Genomic DNA, 17,353 nt, shown 5'->3' with positions numbered 1-17,353 from the left:
GCCATGGCCTAAGACCTGTTAGGGAATGGGCCTCGGGTCGGTCTGGCGGATCTTCTTCGCACCGGGGGCGTCGGTCGGCTTGCCAAGGCAACCGGCCTTGGCTGCGCCGCCCTCCTGCCGAGCACACAGATCCCTCGCCAGCCCTCCGCCTCGCCCAGTCCCTGACAGACCCCAGCTCCCCATGATGTCGCTGGCGCGACGCCATGGGGGCCCCCGGATGTCGCCTGGCGATCGGCAGTTTGCACAGCCTGCCGCGACGAAGCCGCGGCAGGGCAGCGGGTGGTCGGGCGGGGCGGCGGCGCATGGGGCGCGGCAGCAAGCCTCTTCCCTGTGCCACGGCCGGGCTTGACCCGGCCATCCAGGCCAGGGATGTCGCTGGGCCGGAGGGGGGGAGACGCCTCCCTCGCCCGGCAGGAGGGGAGGAGAACCATGGCCATTCGGCGAATCGGCGAGGAAGAGCGGCTTTCGGGCGCGGTGGTGCAGGGCGGGCTGGTCTATCTGGCCGGCCAGGTGGCGGATGATTCCAGCCTGGACACCGAAGGCCAGACCGCCGACATCCTGGCGCAGATCGACGCCCTGCTGGCCGAAGCCGGCACCGACAAGTCCCGTCTGCTGAGCGTGACCGTGGTGCTGCGGGACATCACCGAAGCCCCGGCGATGAACCGCGCCTGGGACCGCTGGCTGGACCCCCGCGCCAAGCCGGCCCGCATGACCATCGAGGCGAAGCTGGTGGACCCCGCCTGGCGCGTCGAGGTTACCGGGATCGCCGCCCTGCCGGAGGATGCGGCAAGGTGATCGGGCGCCGCCCTCGCGGCGCGCCGGCGGGCTTCGCTTCGGCCATCGGCCTCCCCTTCGCGCTGATCCTGCTGGTGGCCGCGGCGGTCGCCGACCAGGGGGCCGGCTTCTCCCTGGTCCTGCTGGGCGGCGCCGCGGCGGCGGTGGGGATGCTCTACCTGATCTTCCCGCATGGGCCGCAATTCGCCCTCGGCACCGCCAATGGCCTCGCGATGTATGGCTGCCTCTACGTCATCATGGGCCGCGCCGGCTTCCCGGAGGCGCCGGAATGGATGCGCGCCCTCGGCTTCCTGCTGCCGGTCGCCGCCTTCGTCATCGCCTGCCGGGGCCAGCGGGAGACGCTGCGTGCCTGGGCGCAGCAGGATGCGACAGCGGACCTGACCCATCTGCCGCGCGTCGCACGCTGGCTCGGCGCCATCGGCGCCGTGGGCGTCGTCTGCCTCGCCGCGCCGGTGAACCGCCTGGTGCCGGTGGAGCAGGGCTGGGCGCTGCTGGCGGCGATGGGCATGATCGCGCTGATCGGCGCCGTCGCGGTGGCCGATGTGGTGCGGCTGCTGGTCGATGTCGCCATCATCTTCCGCAACGTCACCCGGCGGCTGTCGCGCCTCGCCGTGCCCATTGCCGCCTATTCCAGCCTCTGGTCGCTGCTGGCGGTGGGGTTCGGCTGCCTCTACCGCATCGCCGACGGTGCCTCGAAGGCGCCGCTGTTCCATGGGTCGGAGGGGCCGATGCGGCTCGGCTTCTCGGATGCGCTGCATTTCAGCGTCGTCACCCTCTCCGCCGTGGGCTATGGCGACATCCAGCCGATGGATGATGGCATCCGGCTGCTGGCCGGGCTGCAGATGCTGGCGGGGCAGCTGCTGCTGCTCTTCGGCTTCCTCGAGATCGTGCGCGGCAGCCGGCTGGGCGTGGCAGAGGCGGGGGAGGGGCCGCATGCGGCGCCCGAAAACCGCCGCGGCGCCGCCGGCGAATAGGCGCGGTTCCGCCGCAATCCGGGGCGACAACAGGGTGCGGGCATGGCCTGCGCGGGGTAAGAGGGTGCGATGACCGAGGCTGAACGGGCTGCCTTCTGGCGGGGCAAGCGGGTGCTGGTGACGGGGGGGGCCGGGTTCCTCGGCAGTGCGCTCTGCCATGCCCTGGCCGCGCTCGGCGCCCGCACCACCGCGCTGGACGTCATGAACCCGGATGGCGGCGCCAACATGGCCAATCTGGAAGGCGCCGGCGTGCTGCTGGTGCGCGGCGACATCCGCGACGTGGAACTGCACTCGCTCTGCCAGGACGTGGACGTGCTGTTCAACATGGCGGCGCAGACCAGCCATATGGGCGGGCAGAAGGACCCGGTGGCGGACATCGCCATCAACGCCGTCGCCCAGGTCCGCCTCATCGGCGTGATGCGGGACGCGGCGCCGAAGGCCACCGTCGTCCATGCCTCCACGCGGCAATTCTACGGCCGCCCGCTCTCCCTGCCGGTGGATGAGCTCCATCCCGTGAACCCGCCGGATGCCAATGGCGTCTCCAAATGGGCCGGCGAGCAGTACTGGTTGCTGGAACAGCGGGTGCTGAAGCGCCCCGTCGTCTCCCTGCGCCTGACGAACTGCTACGGTCCGCGGCTGCGCATCCGCGATGCGCGGCAGACCTTCCTCGGCATCTGGATCCGCCAGGTGCTGAAGGGCGAGCCCTTCGAGGTCTGGGGCGGCGAGCAGCTCCGCGACCTGACCTATGTGGACGATGTGGTGCGCGCCTTCCTGCTGGCGGCCGAGGCGGCGCCGCAGCCCGAAGTGGCCGGCCGCGTCTTCAACCTCGGCGGGTCGCCGCCCGCCTCGCTGCTCGACCTCGCGGAGCGGCTGATCGCCGCGAATGACGGGCGAGGTCACTACAGCGTGAAGGAATTCCCGGCCGATCGGGCGCCCATCGACATCGGCAGCTACCATGCCGATGACCGCGCCTTCCGCGAGGCGACGGGCTGGGCGCCGCTGGTCGGGCTGGATGAGGGGCTGCGCCGCTCGCTCGACTGGTACCGCAGCCGCCTGGCCGATTACACGTGAGGGGATGATGGACCCGCTTCCGATGATTCCGCAGGCCAATCCCGGCGCCGGCTACCAGGCGCAGAAGGCCGAGATCGACGCCGCCGTGGCGCGCGCCCTCGCCTCCGGCTGGTATATCCTGGGGAAGGAAGGCGAGGCCTTCGAGCAGGAATTCGCCGCCTGGCTCGGCACCACCCGGGCCATCGGCTGCGCCAATGGCACGGATGCGTTGGCGCTGATCCTGCGCGGCATGGGGGTGGGGGAGGGCTCGACCGTCGCCACCGTCTCCCACACCGCGGTCGCCACCGTCGCCGCCATCGAGATGGCGGGCGCCACGCCGCTGCTGCTGGACATCGACCCGGACAGCTACACCATGGACCCGGACGAGCTGGCCGCGGTGCTGGAGGACCCGCCGCCCGGCCTGCCGCCGGTCCGCGCCGCCATTGCCGTGCATCTCTATGGCCAGGCCTGCGACCTCGGCCCCATGCTGGAGGCCTGCAACCGCGCGGGTGTCGCCCTCATCGAGGATTGCGCCCAGGCGCATGGCGCGACGCTGCATGGCCGCAAGCTCGGCACGCTGGGCTCGGCGGCGGCCTTCTCCCTCTACCCCACGAAGAATCTCGGCGCGCTCGGCGATGGCGGCGTGCTGGCGACGGATGATTTCGAGCTGGCCGACCGCATCGCCGCCATCCGGCAATATGGCTGGAGGGAGCGCTACATCTCCGCCATGGTCGGGGTGAATTCCCGGCTGGACGAGGTGCAGGCGGCGATCCTCCGGGTGAAGCTGACGGCGCTGGATGCCGGCAATGCGAAGCGGCGGGAGATCGCGTCGCGCTACGACGCGGCGCTGGCCGGCGGGCCCATCGCGCCGCCGGAACGGCGCCCGGGCGCCGAGCATGTCTTCCACCAATACGTGCTGCGCAGCCCGGACCGCGCCGCGATGATGGCGGCGCTGAAGGCCCAGGGCATCGGCACCGGCATCCATTACCCGGCGCCGGTCCATCTGCAGCCCGCCTACAGGGACCGCATCGCGCTGGGGCCGGCCGGCTGCGCGGAGACGGCGCGGGCGGCGGAGGAGGTGTTCAGCCTGCCGATGTATCCGGAACTGACGGAGGAGCAGATCGAGCGGATCTGCGCGGCGCTCGCGACGCTCGGGCGGTGATGGGGAAGGGACACCGGTTGCGGTAGTGCCGCACCCTCCGAAGCCCCTGCTCGCCAAGGGCTCCCGTCGGTTCGATGGCCCGAGGCAGCCTCATGGAAGAATTAAGGGGGTAGGAGGGAAGGATGCTCCCTCCCGTCCCCCGGCGTTCAGCTCGGCACCAGCGGGCATCCCCCAGCGCTCATCGGCCGGAAGGCATCCTCCGGCGGCACCGTCGCCAGCAGCTTCAGCACGTCATACTTGCCGCTGCTCTCGCCTGGCGCTTTCACCTGCATCAGGTAGGCGGGGTGCAGCTTGCGGCCGTCCTCGCGGATGCGGCCCGGGCCGAAGCAGTCATCGTCGGTCGGGATCGCCTTCATGCGCGCGATGGCCGCCGCACCATCCGCCTTTGCCGCCGTGACGCCCATGTCCGCGACCGCCTTCAGGTAGTGCAAGGTCTGGGCATAGATCCCGGCATTGGCCATGTTCGGCCAGAATTCCGGCGTCTTCGGCCGCACCCTGGTGTTGAAGGCGCGCGTGCGGTCGTTCAGGTCCCAGTAATAGGCCTGGGTGGTCATCAGCCCCTGCGCCACCGGAAGGCCCAGCATCCGCACATCGGTGTCGTAGGTCAGCAGGCTGACGATGGTCATGCTGCGGTTCAGCCCGAACTCGCGCGCCTGCTTGATGCAGTTCTGCAGGTCGGCCCCGGCATTGCCCAACGCCAGCACCTTGGCGCCCGAGGCCTGGGCGCGGAGCAGCAGCGAGGAGAAGTCGGTCGTGGTCGGGAAGGGGTAGAAGGTGGTGCCGAGCACCTTGCCGCCATTCGCCTCGACGACGCCGGCGGCATCCTTCACCAGCTGCTGGCCGAAGGAATAGTCGGCCGCGACGAAGAACCAGGTGGCGCCGCCGCGCTTGACCACGGCCGATCCGCTGGAACTCGCCAGCATGTAGGTGTCCCAGGACCAGTGGATGTGGTTGGGCGAGCACTGCCGGCCGGTCAGCTCTGTGGTGCCGGGGCCGGACAGCAACAGCGCCTTGTTCTTCTCCCGCGCCACCGAGGCGACCGCGAGCGAGGTGGCCGAGGTGTTGACGTCGAGCAGCGCATCCACGCCTTCCCGGTCGAACCATTGCCGGGCGATGGTGACGGCGTTGTCCGCCTTGTCGAAATGCTGGCCGAAGAGGATCTCCACGTCCCAGCCGCGGCCGGCGACGTCGAAATCCTCCAGCGCCTGCTGGGCGCAGGGCAGGGTGGGCCGGTTCAGGTCGGCATAGGGGCCGGCGAGGTCGGAAATGATGCCGAGCTTCAGCTTCGGGCGGCCGCTGCCGCCACCGGCCTGGGCGTAGGCCCGGGTGACGCTGCCGCCCGCTGCTGCACCGACAGCGGCTGACAGGGACGCAGCAAGGGTTTGGCGCCTGGTGAGGGCCATGGATGTTTCCTCCGGAGGCTATTGATTAGCCATTGATCAGCCGGACAATTACACATGCCTGGACAGGCGGCGGCAAGCGTGGTGCGCCGGCGAACCGTTGGAGCCCGCCTCGCCCCCGATCGCGGTGTCCCGCCGGCTAGCCTGGTCGCGCCGGGGCGAGGCTGCAATGGCCGACGGGTCGCGCCGGTACCCGGACACGCGTCGTGCCGCCCGCCCGGGCGCCGATGGCGAGCATCACCCTGCGGGTCAGCCAACCAGCCGTGGGCAGGCCGTTCGGATATTGCTCTAGCATCCCCGCGGCAAGCCGGGCCAAGCTCCGGAACCGGGAGGAAGCGCAATGACCCTTACCATCACCCCCATCAACCCCGCGCGGCCGGATTTCGTCGGGGAGGTCGCGGGCGTCGATCTCCGCCGGGGCGTGACCGCGGCGGAAGCGGCGGCGATCGAGGCGGGAATGGACCGCTTCGGCGTGCTGGTCTTCCACGACCAGGACATCAATGACGAGCAGCAGCTCGCCTTCAGCCGGCATTTCGGGCCGCTGGAATTGGCGACGGGCGACATCGTCCAGGGCCAGGCGCGCCGCCTTCCCATGGAGGTGAACGACATCTCCAACCTGGAGCGCGACGGCAAGGTGATGGCGCGGGACGACCGCAAGCGGCTGTTCAGCCTGGGCAACATGCTCTGGCATTCCGACAGCAGCTTCAAGCCGACACCGGCGAAATACTCCCTGCTCTCGGCGCGGGTGATCCCGGGCAGCGGCGGCAACACCGAATTCGCCGATATGCGCGCCGCCTGGGATGCGCTGGATGCGGAGACCAAGGCGCTGGCGCGCGACCTCGTCACCGAGCACAGCCAGCTCTTCTCCCGCGGCATCCTCGGCTTCACCGATTTCACGCCGGAGGAGGTGGCGAAGTGGCAGCCCGTGCCGCAGCGCCTGGTGCGCCGCCATCCGCGCACCGGAAGGCTGTCGCTGTTCCTCTCCGCCCATGCCGGCGCCATCCAGGGCTGGCCGGTGCCGGAAGCGCGCGCCCTGCTGCGCGACCTGACGGAGCACGCGACGCAGCGCGAATTCGTCTACGCCCATGTCTGGCGGCCGCATGACCTGGTGATGTGGGACAACCGCGTCACCATGCACCGCGCCCGCCGCTACGACGCGACCCAGGTGCGCGACCTGCACCGCACCACCGTAGCGGATGTGGCGCCGACGCTGGAGCAGGCGGCGTAGGGTAAAGCCTTATCCGGCGGGTCACGTCGCGATCCGCCGGATCGGCGGCTGCTCCGGCGCCCGGCGCCGGATGGAGCGCGCCGCCGCTGCAGCGGCTTGCCCCTGCATGGGGCTTGCGTGCGTGCGCGTACCGCGCGCAGTTCGGGTGCGAAGCCGGCGGCGGCGCCGCGCATCACCTCGCAGGCAGGCTGCCCGCACCGCGCGCGGCGCCCTTCCGGGGCGTCCTCGCGCGATTCCCCGCGGCCGGCCTCAGCTCACAGGTGGTTGCCGCCATCCACCAGGATGATGCTGCCCGTGGTCAGCCGCAGATGGGTGATCGCGCCCATGATGGCCAGCGCCACGTCGTCCGCCTCCGTCACCGTCTTCAGCGGCGTCTTCGCCGCCTGCCGCTCCACCACCTCGCGCCCGCGCCCCGGCACGAAATCGGTGGCCACCATGGAGGGCGAGATGGACACCACCCGGATCTCCGGCCCCAGCACCCGCGCCAGGGACATGCCCATCGTGTCCAGCGCCGCCTTGGAGGCGCCGTAGATCACGCTGCTGCCACTGCCGCTGAGGGCGGCCAGCGAGGAGATGTTGACGATCACCGCATCCCCGCTCGCCTTCAGCAGGGGGGCGAAGGCGCGGATGGTGGCGAAGGGCCCGCGCACATTCGTCACCAGCACGCGGTCGATCAGCTCGTCGTCCAGCGCCTCGAGGTCCGCATGCGGCACCGGCCGCGTCACGGCGGCGGAGTTGATCAGCACGTCGCAGCGCCCGAGCTTCGCCTGCACCTCGGCGGCGGCCGCGCGCAGCGCCGCGCTGTCCTCCATCGGGGTGCGCAGCGCGAGATGGCCTGTGCCCGGCAGCTCCGCCGCCAGCGCCCGGGCTCGCTCCACCCCCTGGTTGTAGCCCACCGCCACCTTCGCCCCGGCCGCCGCCAGGCGCCGCGCTGCGGCGGCGCCGATGCCGTTGCTGCCGCCGGTGATGACTGCGACCTTCCCCGTCAACGGGTATTCGCCGAGATTGCCGGCCCGTGCCTCGCTCATGCGTCCCTCCCCCTCGCTTGCCCGCCCAGCCTAACCCGGCGGTGCAGCAGCGGAAGAGGCGGCCTGCGCGCAGCCCTGCCGCTATCGCCGTGGCGCGCCGGGGGCTCAGCCGGCCTGGCCCCGCTCCAGCAGCCGCCGCCGCGCCGCGGCGATGGTCAGGCCAAGCCAGAGCGCCCCCGCCAGCCCGGCCAGGAAGCTCGCCTCGGGCGGCAGCAGCGCCAGCGCCACCAGCCCGGCCAGCCCCAGGGAGAGGGGAGCCGAGATCCCGGCCGCGGGGGAGGGGGAGAGGGCGGGAGTCATCGGGTCACAGATCCTTTCATGCATCGCCGCACCCGGTGAGCTGAAATCCCACCCGCCTGTGACAGTCTCATGCCGCGGGACAATCTAGGCGACGAATCTTGCCGAATCGTGCATCGCCTCCGACTTGCCGCGCGGCGAGCGGGCCTGCATGCCGCGGCGTGATCCTCCTGCCGGCCGCGCCCGCGGTGCCCGGAGCAGCCACCGCGCCGTCGGACCGCGGATAAGCTCCTCAAGACATTATGTTTCCGTGCCGGGACATCCGATCACGTGATTCCACTTGGCTGGATATTGCTCTAGGCTGGCCCGGCGCCTCGCCCCGGCGCGGCGCAGCCAACAGGGCCGCAAAGGCCCATCGGCCGGCCGCCACGCGCGCCGCCTTGCCGCCCGTGCCGGCCCGCCGCCATGCGGAGGGCACGTCCATGCCAGAAGACCTCATGCGGAGCAGCGACCCGGGCAGAGGAGGCGGCGCGGCCGGGCCGCGCTGCATCGCGCTGGTCGGGCCGCAGGGCAGCGGCAAATCCACCCTGTTCGAGGCGCTGCTGGCCGCCGTCGATTTACCGCTGCGCCGCGGCGCCGCGCGCGCCTCCCCGGGCGAGCTACGCATCGCCCATGCCGCCCACGGCGCGGAAAGCTGGGCGCTGCTGGACTGCCCCGGCTCCGTCGAATTCGCCCATGACGCGGCCTGCGCCCTCGCTGTCGCCGATCTCGCTTTGGTGGTGGCGGAGCCGGTCGCCGGCCGCGCCGCCGCGCTCGGCCCCATCTTCCGCCAGATCGAGGCGGCCGGGCTGCCGGCGCTGCTCTTCCTCAACAAGATCGACCAGTTCGACGGGCTGCTGCGCGAGATGCTGCCCATGCTGCAGGCCGAGACCAGCCGCCGCCTGCTGCTGCGCCAGGTGCCGATCCGGGAGGACGGTGCCGTCACCGGCTATGTCGATCTGGTGAACGAGCGCGCCTACCGCTACCGCAGCGGCGAGGCCTCGGAGCGCATCCCGCTGCCGGAGGCGGTGCGGCCGCGCGAGGTGGAGGCCCGCACCGCCCTGCTGGAAAACCTTGCCGACCACGATGACGCGCTGCTGGAGAAGCTGCTGGAGGAGCAGCCGACCGAGCCACCCGAGATCTACCGCCCGCTGCAATGGGGCGAGGCGCGCGGCGCTGTCATCGGCGTGCTGTTCGGCGCCGCCGCCGCCGCGGGCGGCATCCGGCGGCTGTGGAAGGCGCTGCGGCACGACACGCCCGGCCCCGCCGCGACCGCCGCCCGGCTCGGCATCGCGGCGGAGGGGCCGCCGCTGGCGCAGATCTTTCGCACCCGCCAGGCCGGCCATGCCGGGCGCCTGGCCTGGGCGCGGCTCTGGCGCGGGCCGCTGCGGGACGGCACGACCCTCGCCGGGCAGCGCATCGGCGGGCTCTACCGCGCGCCGGGGGGAGAGCTGGAGAAAGCCGGGGAGGGGGCGGCGGGCGAGATCCTCGCCCTCGGCCGGCTGGAGGGCGTGACGGCCGGCACCACCCTGGGCGGCCCGCCCTTGCCCTTCCCGGCGCCGCCCGCGCCGCTGCACGCCCTGGCCCTGCTGCCCGAGGACCGCAAGGATGAGGTGCGCCTCTCCGCCGCGCTGCAGCGTCTGGCGGAGGAGGACCCCGCGCTCGGCCTCAGCCTCGACGCCGAGACCGGCCAGACCCTGCTCTCCGGCCAGGGGGAGCTGCATCTGCGCGCGGCGCTGGAACGGCTGGCCGGCATGGCGGGGGTGAAGCTGAAGACCGCCCGTCCGCTCATCCCCTATCGGGAGAGCATCCGCCACGGCGTGGTACAGCATGCCCGGCTGAAGCGGCAGACCGGCGGGCATGGCCAGTTCGCCGATGTGAAGCTGGAGATCACCCCGCGGCCGCGCGGCGCCGGCTTCCATTTCGACGAGAAGGTGGTGGGCGGCGCGGTGCCGAAGCGCTTCATCCCCGCCGTCGCCGAGGCCGCCGAGGCGGCGACGAAGAAGGGACCGCTCGGCCATCCCGTGGTGGATGTGGCGGTGACGCTGCTGGACGGCACCTTCCATGCCGTGGACAGCAGCGACATGGCCTTCGCCACCGCCACCCGCATGGCGATGCAGGAGGGGCTGGCCAAGGCCGGGCCGGTGCTGCTGGAGCCGGTGGACCATGTCACCCTGCGGGTGCCGCCTGGCCATGCGCCCGGGGCGCAGCGCCTGTTGACGGCACGGCGCGGCCAGATCCTGGGCTTCGCCACGCTGGAGGATGAGGCGGGCTGGGAGACGGTGGAGGCGCTGGTGCCGGAAGCGGAGCTTGCCGACCTCATCATCGAGCTGCGCAGCCAGACCCAGGGCCTCGGCAGCTTCACCCGGCGCTTCGACCACCTGGCGGAGGCGCGGGGAAAATAGCGGGACCCAGTTGACCTGTGCGTCATCGCTTGGTCCCATGCTGCGGCGCTGTACAGGCGGAGGCGGATGGCAGGTCGCTTCGAAGGCCGCGTGGCCATGGTCACCGGCGCCGGGTCCGGAATTGGGCGGGCCACGGCCCTGGCCCTGGCGCGGGAGGGGGCGAGGCTGCTGCTCTTCGACCGCAGCGCGGTCGGCCTGGCGGGTACCGCCACCCAATGCCCGCATGCGGAAGCGGTGACGGGCGACGTGACCAAAGCGGAGGATCTGGAAGCCGCCGCCGCCGCCTGCGCCGCCCGCTTCGGCCCGGCCGACCTGCTGGTGACCGCGGCCGGCATCCTCGGCCCCGCCCTGCCGCCGGAGCTGCTGGAGGAGGCGGAATGGAACCAGCTCTTCGACGTGAACGTCAAGGGCACCTGGCTCACCATCCGCGCCATGCTGCCGCAGCTGCGGGAGGCAGGGCGGAGCGCCATCGTCACCTTCGCCTCCACGGCGGGGCTGGCGGGCTCCGCCACCCTACCGGCCTATTCCGCCAGCAAGGGCGCGGTGGTGATGCTGACGCGGAGCCTCGCCCTGGTGCATGCGGCGGAAGGCATCCGGGTGAATGCCGTCTGCCCCGGCTCCATCGAGACGCCGATGCTGGAGGCGACCTTCGCTTCGGCCGGGGACGAGCTGGCGCAGGCGGCACGCCAGGCCGCTTTCCGCGCCCGCCACCCCATGCAGCGCTTCGGCCAGGCCGATGAGGTAGCGGAGACCGTGCTGTTCCTGCTGAGCGATGCCGCCGCCTTCATCACCGGCGTCGCCCTGCCGGTGGATGGAGGCCGGCTTGCCTGATCCCGCCCGCTTTGCCGGCCGGGCGGCCATCGTCACCGGCGCGGCGCGCGGCATCGGCGCCGCCACGGCGGCGCGGCTGGCGCAGGAGGGCGCGCGGGTGCTGCTGGCGGATCTGGCGCCGGAGGTGACGGCAACCGCCGCCGCGCTCGACGCCGAGGCGCTGGTGCTGGACCTGGCCGCGCCGGGAGCGGGGCGGCGCCTGGCGGAGGCGGCGCTGGCCGCCTTCGGCCGCATCGATATCCTGGTGAACAACGCCGGCATCGGCGGCTCGAAGCCGCTGGCGGAGTCCGACGACGCGCTGATCGAGCGCTTCCTCTCGGTCAATCTCGGCGCCGTGCTGCGGGTGACGCGGGAGGTGCTGCCGCATCTGCCGCGGCCGGGCGGGCGCATCGTCAGCGTCGCCTCCACCTTCGGCCTGGCGGGCTACCCCGGCACCACGCCCTACGCCGTCGCCAAGGCGGGCGTCGCGCAATTCGCCCGCCAGCTCGCCGCCGAGATCGGTCCGCAGGGCATCACCGTGAACGCCGTGGCGCCCGGCGTCATCGCGACGGCGATGACCGAGGGCCATCTGAAGAACCCGGATTACCGCCGCGCCATCCTGCGCCCGACGCCGCTGCGTCGGGCCGGGAGGCCGGAGGAGGTGGCGGCGGTCATTGCCTTCCTGGTCTCGCCCGAGGCTTCCTACGTCACCGGCCAGGTGGTGGCGGTGGATGGCGGCTGGCTGACCGGGCGGCACGCGCCGCGGGTGGCGGAGGGGATCGAGGACTGACAGCGGAGGGGGTGGCGATGCGGATCGGATCTTGCCTGCTCGGCCTTGCGGCCGCCGGGCTGCTGGCCTTCGGCGCGGCGGCGCAGCCGCAGGACCGGCCGCTGCGCGTGGTGGTGAATGTCGGGCTGCAGAACCTGGACCCGATCTCCTCCCCCTCCTTCGTCACGCGCAACTTCGCCTATCTGGTCTATGACACGCTGGTCGCGATGGACAGCAAGGGCGAAGTCCGCCCGCAGATGCTGCAGGGCTGGCAGGCCAGCGAGGACCGGCTGACCTGGACCTTCACCCTGCGCCCCGGCCTCGAGTTCAGCGACGGCGCGCCGGTCACGGCGGAGGACGCCGTCGCCTCCCTCCGGCGCTGGGGCCAGCGGGACGCGATCGGGCGGCGGCTGATGGCGGCGACCAGGGCGCTGACCGCGACCGCGCCGAATGTCTTCGTGCTGGAGCTGGCGCAGCCCTTCGGCGGCGTCATCGACGCGCTGGGCAAGCCGAGCGTGCATGTGCCCTTCATCATGCCGGCACGGCTGGCCGGCACCACCGGGCCGACGGCGCAGGTGCCGGAGGTGGTGGGCAGCGGCCCCTTCCTGTTCAACCGCAGCGAATGGATCCCCGGCGAGCGCACCCCGGTACGCCGCAACCCGCGCTACCGGCCGCGGGCCGAGCCGGCCGATGGCCTGGCCGGCGGCAAGGTGGTGAAGCTGGAGCGCGCCGAGCTGGTGACCCTGCCGGACATCGCGCTGCGCGCCGCCGCCATCACCCAGGGTGAGGTGGACTATCTGGAATACGCGCCCATCGACTACCTGCCGCGCTTCCGGCGGGACCGCAACCTCGTCATCGCCAATCCCGGGGGCATCGCGCATATCGTCGGCGGCGTCTCGCTGAACCATCACCTGCCGCCCTTCGACAACGTGCTGATGCGCCGCGCGGTGCAGGCGGCGATCGACAGGGCGGAGGTGGTGGCGGGGCATGGGCTGCCGGAGGGCATGACAGATGCCGCCTGCGTCTCCATCTATCTCTGCGGCACGCGCTACGCCAGCAATGCGGGGGCCGAACTGGTGCCCGGCCGCAACCTGGAGCGGGCGCGGGCGCTGCTGCGCGAGGCGGGCTACAACAACGAGCGCATCGTGCTGCTGCAGCCGGCGGACAGCGCGCTGATCAATCCCATGGCGCTGGTCGTCATCGACCAATTGAAGCGCGCCGGCTTCAACCTGGATGTGCAGGCCTCTGACTGGTCCTCCATCGCCCAGCGCTGGGTGGGGCGGGAGCCGATCGACCGGGGCGGCTGGAACATCGTGCCGGTGATCTATACCGGCTTCGATATGGCGGACCCGCTCTCCAATGTCGCGGTGGGCTACAATTGCACGAACAACCAGCCCTGGGGCTATTGCGTGGAGGCGATGAAGCCGGTGCTGGAGCGCTTCGCCGCCGAGAGTGATCCCCAGAAGCGGCGGGAGCTGGCAGCGGAGCTGCAACGGCTTTCGCATGACCATGCGACCTTTCCGCTCTCCGGCCAGTTCCAGGCGCCGGCGGTGTGGCGGGCGGAGCTGCGGGGGGTGATCGATTTCGGCTTCCCGGTGCTGTGGAACATCGGGCGGAGCCGCTGATTCTCCGCGCGACGCCGTGGCGGCCGGCAAGCGTTCGGGGCCCGGGCTTCGCATCGCCTGTCCTGGCAAAGCCGCGCTGCGCCCTGAGCAGCGCTCGCGGGAGCCTTTGCCGGCGGCGCCCGGCGGTGTAGCAAGCTGAAGCGCCGAAGGCCGCCACGAGGGAGAGATGCAGCACCATGCCGGGACCACTTGCGGGCATCCGCGTGCTCGACCTCACCACCGTCCTCGTCGGCCCCTACTGCACCCAGCTCCTGGCGGAGCTCGGTGCCGAGGTGACGAAGGTGGAGGCGCCGGAGGGGGATGTGGTCCGGCTCATCGGCCCGGCCCGCAACCCCGGCATGGGGTGCATGTTCCTCACCATCAACCGCGGCAAGCGCAGCCTGGCGCTGGACCTGAAGCACCCCGAAGGCCGCGCGGTGCTGCTGCGCCTGGCCCGCACCGCCGATGTGCTGGTGACGAATATCCGCCCCGCCGCCATGGCCCGGCTGGGCCTGGACTATGCCACGCTGCGCGCGGTCAATCCGCGCCTCGTCTACGCCGCGGTGCTCGGCTATGGGCAGGACGGGCCCTATGGCCCGCGCCCGGCCTATGACGACCTCATGCAGGGCGCCACCACCATCGCCGCCTTGAACGCCAAGGTGAATGGCGGCGAGCCGCGCTATGTTCCGCTGGCCATGGCGGACCGCATCACCGGCCTCGCCGCCTTCGGCGCCATCAACGCCGCCCTGGTGCAGCGGGAGCGGGGCGGGGAGGGGCAGTTGGTCGAGGTGCCGATGTTCGAGACGATGGTGAGTTTCGTCCTCGGCGACCATCTCAGCGGCAAGGTCTTCGACCCGAAGGAGGGCATAGGCGGCTATGGCCGGCTGCTTTCGCCCGACCGCCGGCCCTACCGGACCAAGGACGGGCATGTCTGCACCATGATCTACAATGACCGGCAATGGCGCAGCTTCTGCGCCGCGGTCGGCTGGCCGGACCTCGTCTCCACCGATCCGCGCTTCGCCAGCCACGCCACCCGCACCACACATATCGACGAGGTGCTGGGCATGCTGGCGGCGGAGTTCCTGACCCGCACCACCGCCGAATGGCTGGAGCTGCTGGAGAAGGCCGATCTGCCGGTGACGCCGGTGCACACGCTGGAGAGCATCCTCGAGGACCCGCATCTGCTGGCGACCGGCTTCTTCTCCACCGAGGAGCATCCGAGCGAGGGTCCCGTGACCCGGATGGCGGTGCCGATGCGCTTCTCGGCCAGCGAGCCCTCGCCGCGCCGCCCGGCGCCGCGGCTGGGCGAGCATGGCGGGGAGATCCTGCGCGAAGCCGGCATGGCGGAGGAGGAGATCGCCGCCCTCGTCGCCTGCGGCGCCGTCCGCATGGGGTAGATGGCATCGGCCCGGCCTGCCGCAGCCGGCAGGCCGGGCCGGGATGGACCTAGAGCATTTTCGGTTCACATGCGTTCACCGAAAACGCTCTACGCCTTTGTTTGCAGAACAGATTCACACCTTCGGGCGACGCCGCCCTACGGCGATCTGCTCTAGACCGGCACGTCTCCGGCGATCTGCACCCTTCGCATCACCCGCCGCTGCGGCCCGGTGTCGTTCAACGCGATGTGCTTCACTGCCCGGTTGTCCCAGAAGGCGACCGAGCCGCTGCGCCACTGGAAGCGGCAGGTGAATTCTGGCCGATGGCCGTGCTCCAGCAGGTAGTGCAGCAGCGGCCGGCTCTCCGCCTCCGTCATGCCCTCGAACCCCACCGTGTAGCTGTGGTTGACGAAGAGCATCTTCCGCCCGGTCTCCGGATGGGTCCGCACCACCGGATGCAGGCTGATCGTCTCCCGCCACTCCTCATCCTCCCGCACCTTGGTGGCGCGGCGCGCATTCATCCCGGCCTGCGGGCCGGCTACCCGGCGGTCGCTATGCACCGCCCGCAGACCTTCCAGCATCCGCTTCATGCCGGGCGACAGCGCCTCATAGGCCGCGGCCTGGCTGGCGAAGAGCGTGTCGCCGCCCCATTCGGGCACCTCGATGCCGTAGAGGATGGCGCCCATGGGCGGCGCTGGGCACATGGTGGTGTCGGCATGCCATTCCTCGCCGACCACGGAGGTGTCGCCCGGCTCCCGCCGGATCGTCACCACTTCCGGATCGGCGCCGCTGCCGCGGAAATTCGGGTGGACGAAGATCTCCCCGAAACGCCGCGCCAGCGCCTTCTGCTGCTCGGCGTTCAGGCGCTGGTTGTGGAAGAACACCACCCCATGGGCGTTGAGCGCGGCGCGGATATCGGCGATCTCGCCATCCGAGGCCTCGGCGAGGTCCACCCCGTCGATCTCCGCCCCGACCGCGCCCGAGACTTTCCGCACCGTGATCCGGCTGTTGCGCATGGCGTTCCTCCGCGCCTTGGTGGTTGGCGCAAAGCCTCCCGCCGCCGGTGGCGCCTGTCAATCAACGCCGCAGCTCGCCTTCCTCCTTCAGCATGCGCAGGCTGCGGCGCCAGGCCTCGGTCGCGGCTTCGATCTCGGCCGGGCCATGGGTGGCGGAGAGGATGGCGCCGCGCGGTCCTTTCGGGTCCATGCCGTTCACCACCAGCGCCAGGTAGAGCTTGGCCAGCATGGTCTTGCGCGGATCGGCGCTGAAGGTGGCGGCCGGCTGGGCATTGGCGTCCCAGGCCAGCGGGTCGATGTCGAGCCCCGCCGGGTTGGTGAAGAAATGGATCACGGAATGGTCGCCATAGACCGCCCAGGGAATGCCTTCCTCGGCCAGCACCTGGTTGAAGGCGTGGCGCATCGCCTGGGCGGCGTCGGTGGCGCGGGCGCAGGCATCGGTGTCCCGGATGCGGCGCAGCGTCTCGATCGCCGCGGCGGCGGAGACCGGGTTGGCGTTGTAGGTGCCCTGGTGCTTGATCTTCTCCCGCCCGCGGGCGGCGGAGACCTCGAAATCGATCCAGTCGAGGATGTCCTTCCGCCCCGCCACCGCCCCACCTGGCAGCCCGCCGGCGACGATTTTTGCAAGCGTGCAAAGATCGGGCGTCACGCCCATGGCCTGTTGCGCGCCGCCCGGGGCGATACGGAAACCCGTCACCACCTCATCGAAGATCAGCACGGCGCCACGGGCGGTGCAGGCCTCCCGCAGCGCGCGCAGGAAATCCGGCCCGGTCGGGACCATGCCGGTGGAGGCGCCGGTGGGTTCCAGGATGGCGGCGGCGATGTCGTCATCCTCGGCGAAGGCGCGGCGCACGGCGTCGATATCGTTGGGCGGCAGCAGCACCACCTCGGCCGCCAGCTCCGGCAGCACGCCGGGGGAGGGGCTGCCGTCGAAATGCCCGTCCACGCCGAAGGCCATATGGTCGTGCCAGCCGTGGAAATGCTTCTGGAAGCGGATGATCTTCCGCCGCCCGGTGAAGGCGCGGGCGAGGCGCAGCGCCATATGCGTCGCCTCGGTGCCGGAGGAGGTGAAGCGCACCCGCTCCGCGCAGGGGACCATTTGGGTGATGAGGCCGGCCCACTCTACCTCCAGCGCATGGCAGGAACCGAATTGGGTGCCGCGGGCGAGCTGCCCCTGGGCGGCCGCAATCACCGCCGGGTCGCAATGGCCGAGCAGATGGGCGCCATGGCCGCCGTAGAAATCGATCAGCTCGTTGCCGTCCGTGTCCCATTTGCGCGGGCCGAGGGCGCGGTCGGTGTAGATGGGGTAGGGGTCGGTATGGCGGCTGTCATGCGCGATGCCGCTGGGCAGGTGCCCGCTGGCCCTGGCGTGCAGGGCGGCGGAGCGTGGGGTCTTCGCCACATAGGCGGCGACGATGGGGGAATTGCTGGGCGTCAGGCTCGGCATGGGCGCATCCGCG

General features: G+C 71.6%; 15 protein-coding genes. 10 read left to right on the top strand and 5 right to left on the bottom strand.

The genetic code is table 11. From position 1 onward, the window contains the following. Window positions 1-429: 429 nt before the first annotated feature. The 4 genes from NJ376_RS09185 (at window position 430) to NJ376_RS09170 (ending at window position 3,981) form a co-directional block, all read left to right on the top strand. Entirely contained in the window at window positions 430-795 is a 366-nt protein-coding gene (locus NJ376_RS09185) for a RidA family protein (RefSeq protein WP_252952945.1), read from the top strand. Beyond that, on the top strand, window positions 792-1,769 hold the full coding sequence (locus NJ376_RS29245; protein ID WP_252952944.1) for a potassium channel family protein: 978 nt from the start codon (window positions 792-794) through the stop codon (window positions 1,767-1,769). The genes NJ376_RS09185 and NJ376_RS29245 overlap by 4 nt, the downstream gene beginning before the upstream one ends. A 69-nt stretch (window positions 1,770-1,838) precedes the next feature. Further along, window positions 1,839-2,840 (top strand): NAD-dependent epimerase/dehydratase family protein, encoded by a 1,002-nt coding sequence (locus NJ376_RS09175; RefSeq protein ID WP_252952943.1) that lies wholly within the window; start codon window positions 1,839-1,841, stop codon window positions 2,838-2,840. Between the two features lie 7 nt (window positions 2,841-2,847). Continuing rightward, window positions 2,848-3,981 carry a DegT/DnrJ/EryC1/StrS family aminotransferase gene (locus NJ376_RS09170; protein ID WP_252952942.1) on the top strand — a complete coding sequence of 378 codons (1,134 nt, stop codon included), beginning with the start codon at window positions 2,848-2,850 and terminating at the stop codon, window positions 3,979-3,981. A 146-nt stretch (window positions 3,982-4,127) separates the two neighbouring features. Here the strand turns inward: NJ376_RS09170 and NJ376_RS09165 are convergent, their stop codons facing one another. Further along, window positions 4,128-5,384, bottom strand: coding sequence for an ABC transporter substrate-binding protein (locus NJ376_RS09165; protein WP_252952941.1), 1,257 nt, complete (start codon window positions 5,382-5,384; stop codon window positions 4,128-4,130). A gap of 337 nt (window positions 5,385-5,721) precedes the next feature. On the opposite strand from NJ376_RS09165, the gene NJ376_RS09160 reads away from it, so the two are divergent. Further along, window positions 5,722-6,609, top strand: a complete 888-nt coding sequence (locus NJ376_RS09160; RefSeq protein WP_252952940.1) for a TauD/TfdA dioxygenase family protein — start codon at window positions 5,722-5,724, stop codon at window positions 6,607-6,609. 254 nt (window positions 6,610-6,863) lie between these two features. Here NJ376_RS09160 and NJ376_RS09155 read toward each other — a convergent pair whose 3' ends face one another. Both NJ376_RS09155 and NJ376_RS09150 read right to left on the bottom strand, forming a co-directional pair. Next, window positions 6,864-7,637: an SDR family NAD(P)-dependent oxidoreductase gene (locus NJ376_RS09155; RefSeq protein ID WP_252952939.1), complete on the bottom strand. Its 774-nt coding sequence runs from the start codon at window positions 7,635-7,637 to the stop codon at window positions 6,864-6,866. A gap of 105 nt (window positions 7,638-7,742) precedes the next feature. Continuing rightward, entirely contained in the window at window positions 7,743-7,937 is a 195-nt protein-coding gene (locus NJ376_RS09150; RefSeq protein ID WP_252952938.1) for a hypothetical protein, read from the bottom strand. A 419-nt stretch (window positions 7,938-8,356) separates the two neighbouring features. On the opposite strand from NJ376_RS09150, the gene NJ376_RS09145 reads away from it, so the two are divergent. The 5 genes from NJ376_RS09145 (at window position 8,357) to NJ376_RS09125 (ending at window position 14,898) form a co-directional block, all read left to right on the top strand. Next, entirely contained in the window at window positions 8,357-10,318 is a 1,962-nt protein-coding gene (locus tag NJ376_RS09145) for an elongation factor G (RefSeq protein WP_252952937.1), read from the top strand. 66 nt (window positions 10,319-10,384) lie between these two features. Next, window positions 10,385-11,149, top strand: coding sequence for an SDR family NAD(P)-dependent oxidoreductase (locus NJ376_RS09140; protein WP_252952936.1), 765 nt, complete (start codon window positions 10,385-10,387; stop codon window positions 11,147-11,149). Next, window positions 11,142-11,918 carry an SDR family NAD(P)-dependent oxidoreductase gene (locus NJ376_RS09135; RefSeq protein WP_252952935.1) on the top strand — a complete coding sequence of 259 codons (777 nt, stop codon included), beginning with the start codon at window positions 11,142-11,144 and terminating at the stop codon, window positions 11,916-11,918. Before NJ376_RS09140 ends, NJ376_RS09135 begins: the two co-directional genes overlap by 8 nt. A gap of 17 nt (window positions 11,919-11,935) precedes the next feature. Continuing rightward, window positions 11,936-13,522: an ABC transporter substrate-binding protein gene (locus NJ376_RS09130; RefSeq protein WP_252952934.1), complete on the top strand. Its 1,587-nt coding sequence runs from the start codon at window positions 11,936-11,938 to the stop codon at window positions 13,520-13,522. Window positions 13,523-13,698: 176 nt separating this feature from the next. Continuing rightward, a complete protein-coding gene (locus NJ376_RS09125; protein ID WP_305879970.1) occupies window positions 13,699-14,898 on the top strand; it encodes a CaiB/BaiF CoA transferase family protein in 1,200 nt (399 codons plus the stop codon). A gap of 152 nt (window positions 14,899-15,050) precedes the next feature. Here the strand turns inward: NJ376_RS09125 and NJ376_RS09120 are convergent, their stop codons facing one another. Together NJ376_RS09120 and NJ376_RS09115 are read right to left on the bottom strand one after the other, a co-directional pair. Continuing rightward, the gene (locus NJ376_RS09120; protein ID WP_252952933.1) at window positions 15,051-15,893 is read right to left on the bottom strand and encodes a TauD/TfdA dioxygenase family protein; all 843 of its coding nucleotides are present in this window, start codon (window positions 15,891-15,893) and stop codon (window positions 15,051-15,053) included. Between the two features lie 61 nt (window positions 15,894-15,954). Beyond that, a complete protein-coding gene (locus NJ376_RS09115; protein ID WP_252952932.1) occupies window positions 15,955-17,340 on the bottom strand; it encodes an aspartate aminotransferase family protein in 1,386 nt (461 codons plus the stop codon). Window positions 17,341-17,353: the final 13 nt, after the last annotated feature.

This window comes from Siccirubricoccus soli, assembly GCF_024178315.1.
GTDB classification, from domain to species: Bacteria; Pseudomonadota; Alphaproteobacteria; order Acetobacterales; family Acetobacteraceae; genus Siccirubricoccus; species Siccirubricoccus soli.
This window is presented reverse-complemented; position numbering and strand designations above follow the sequence as displayed.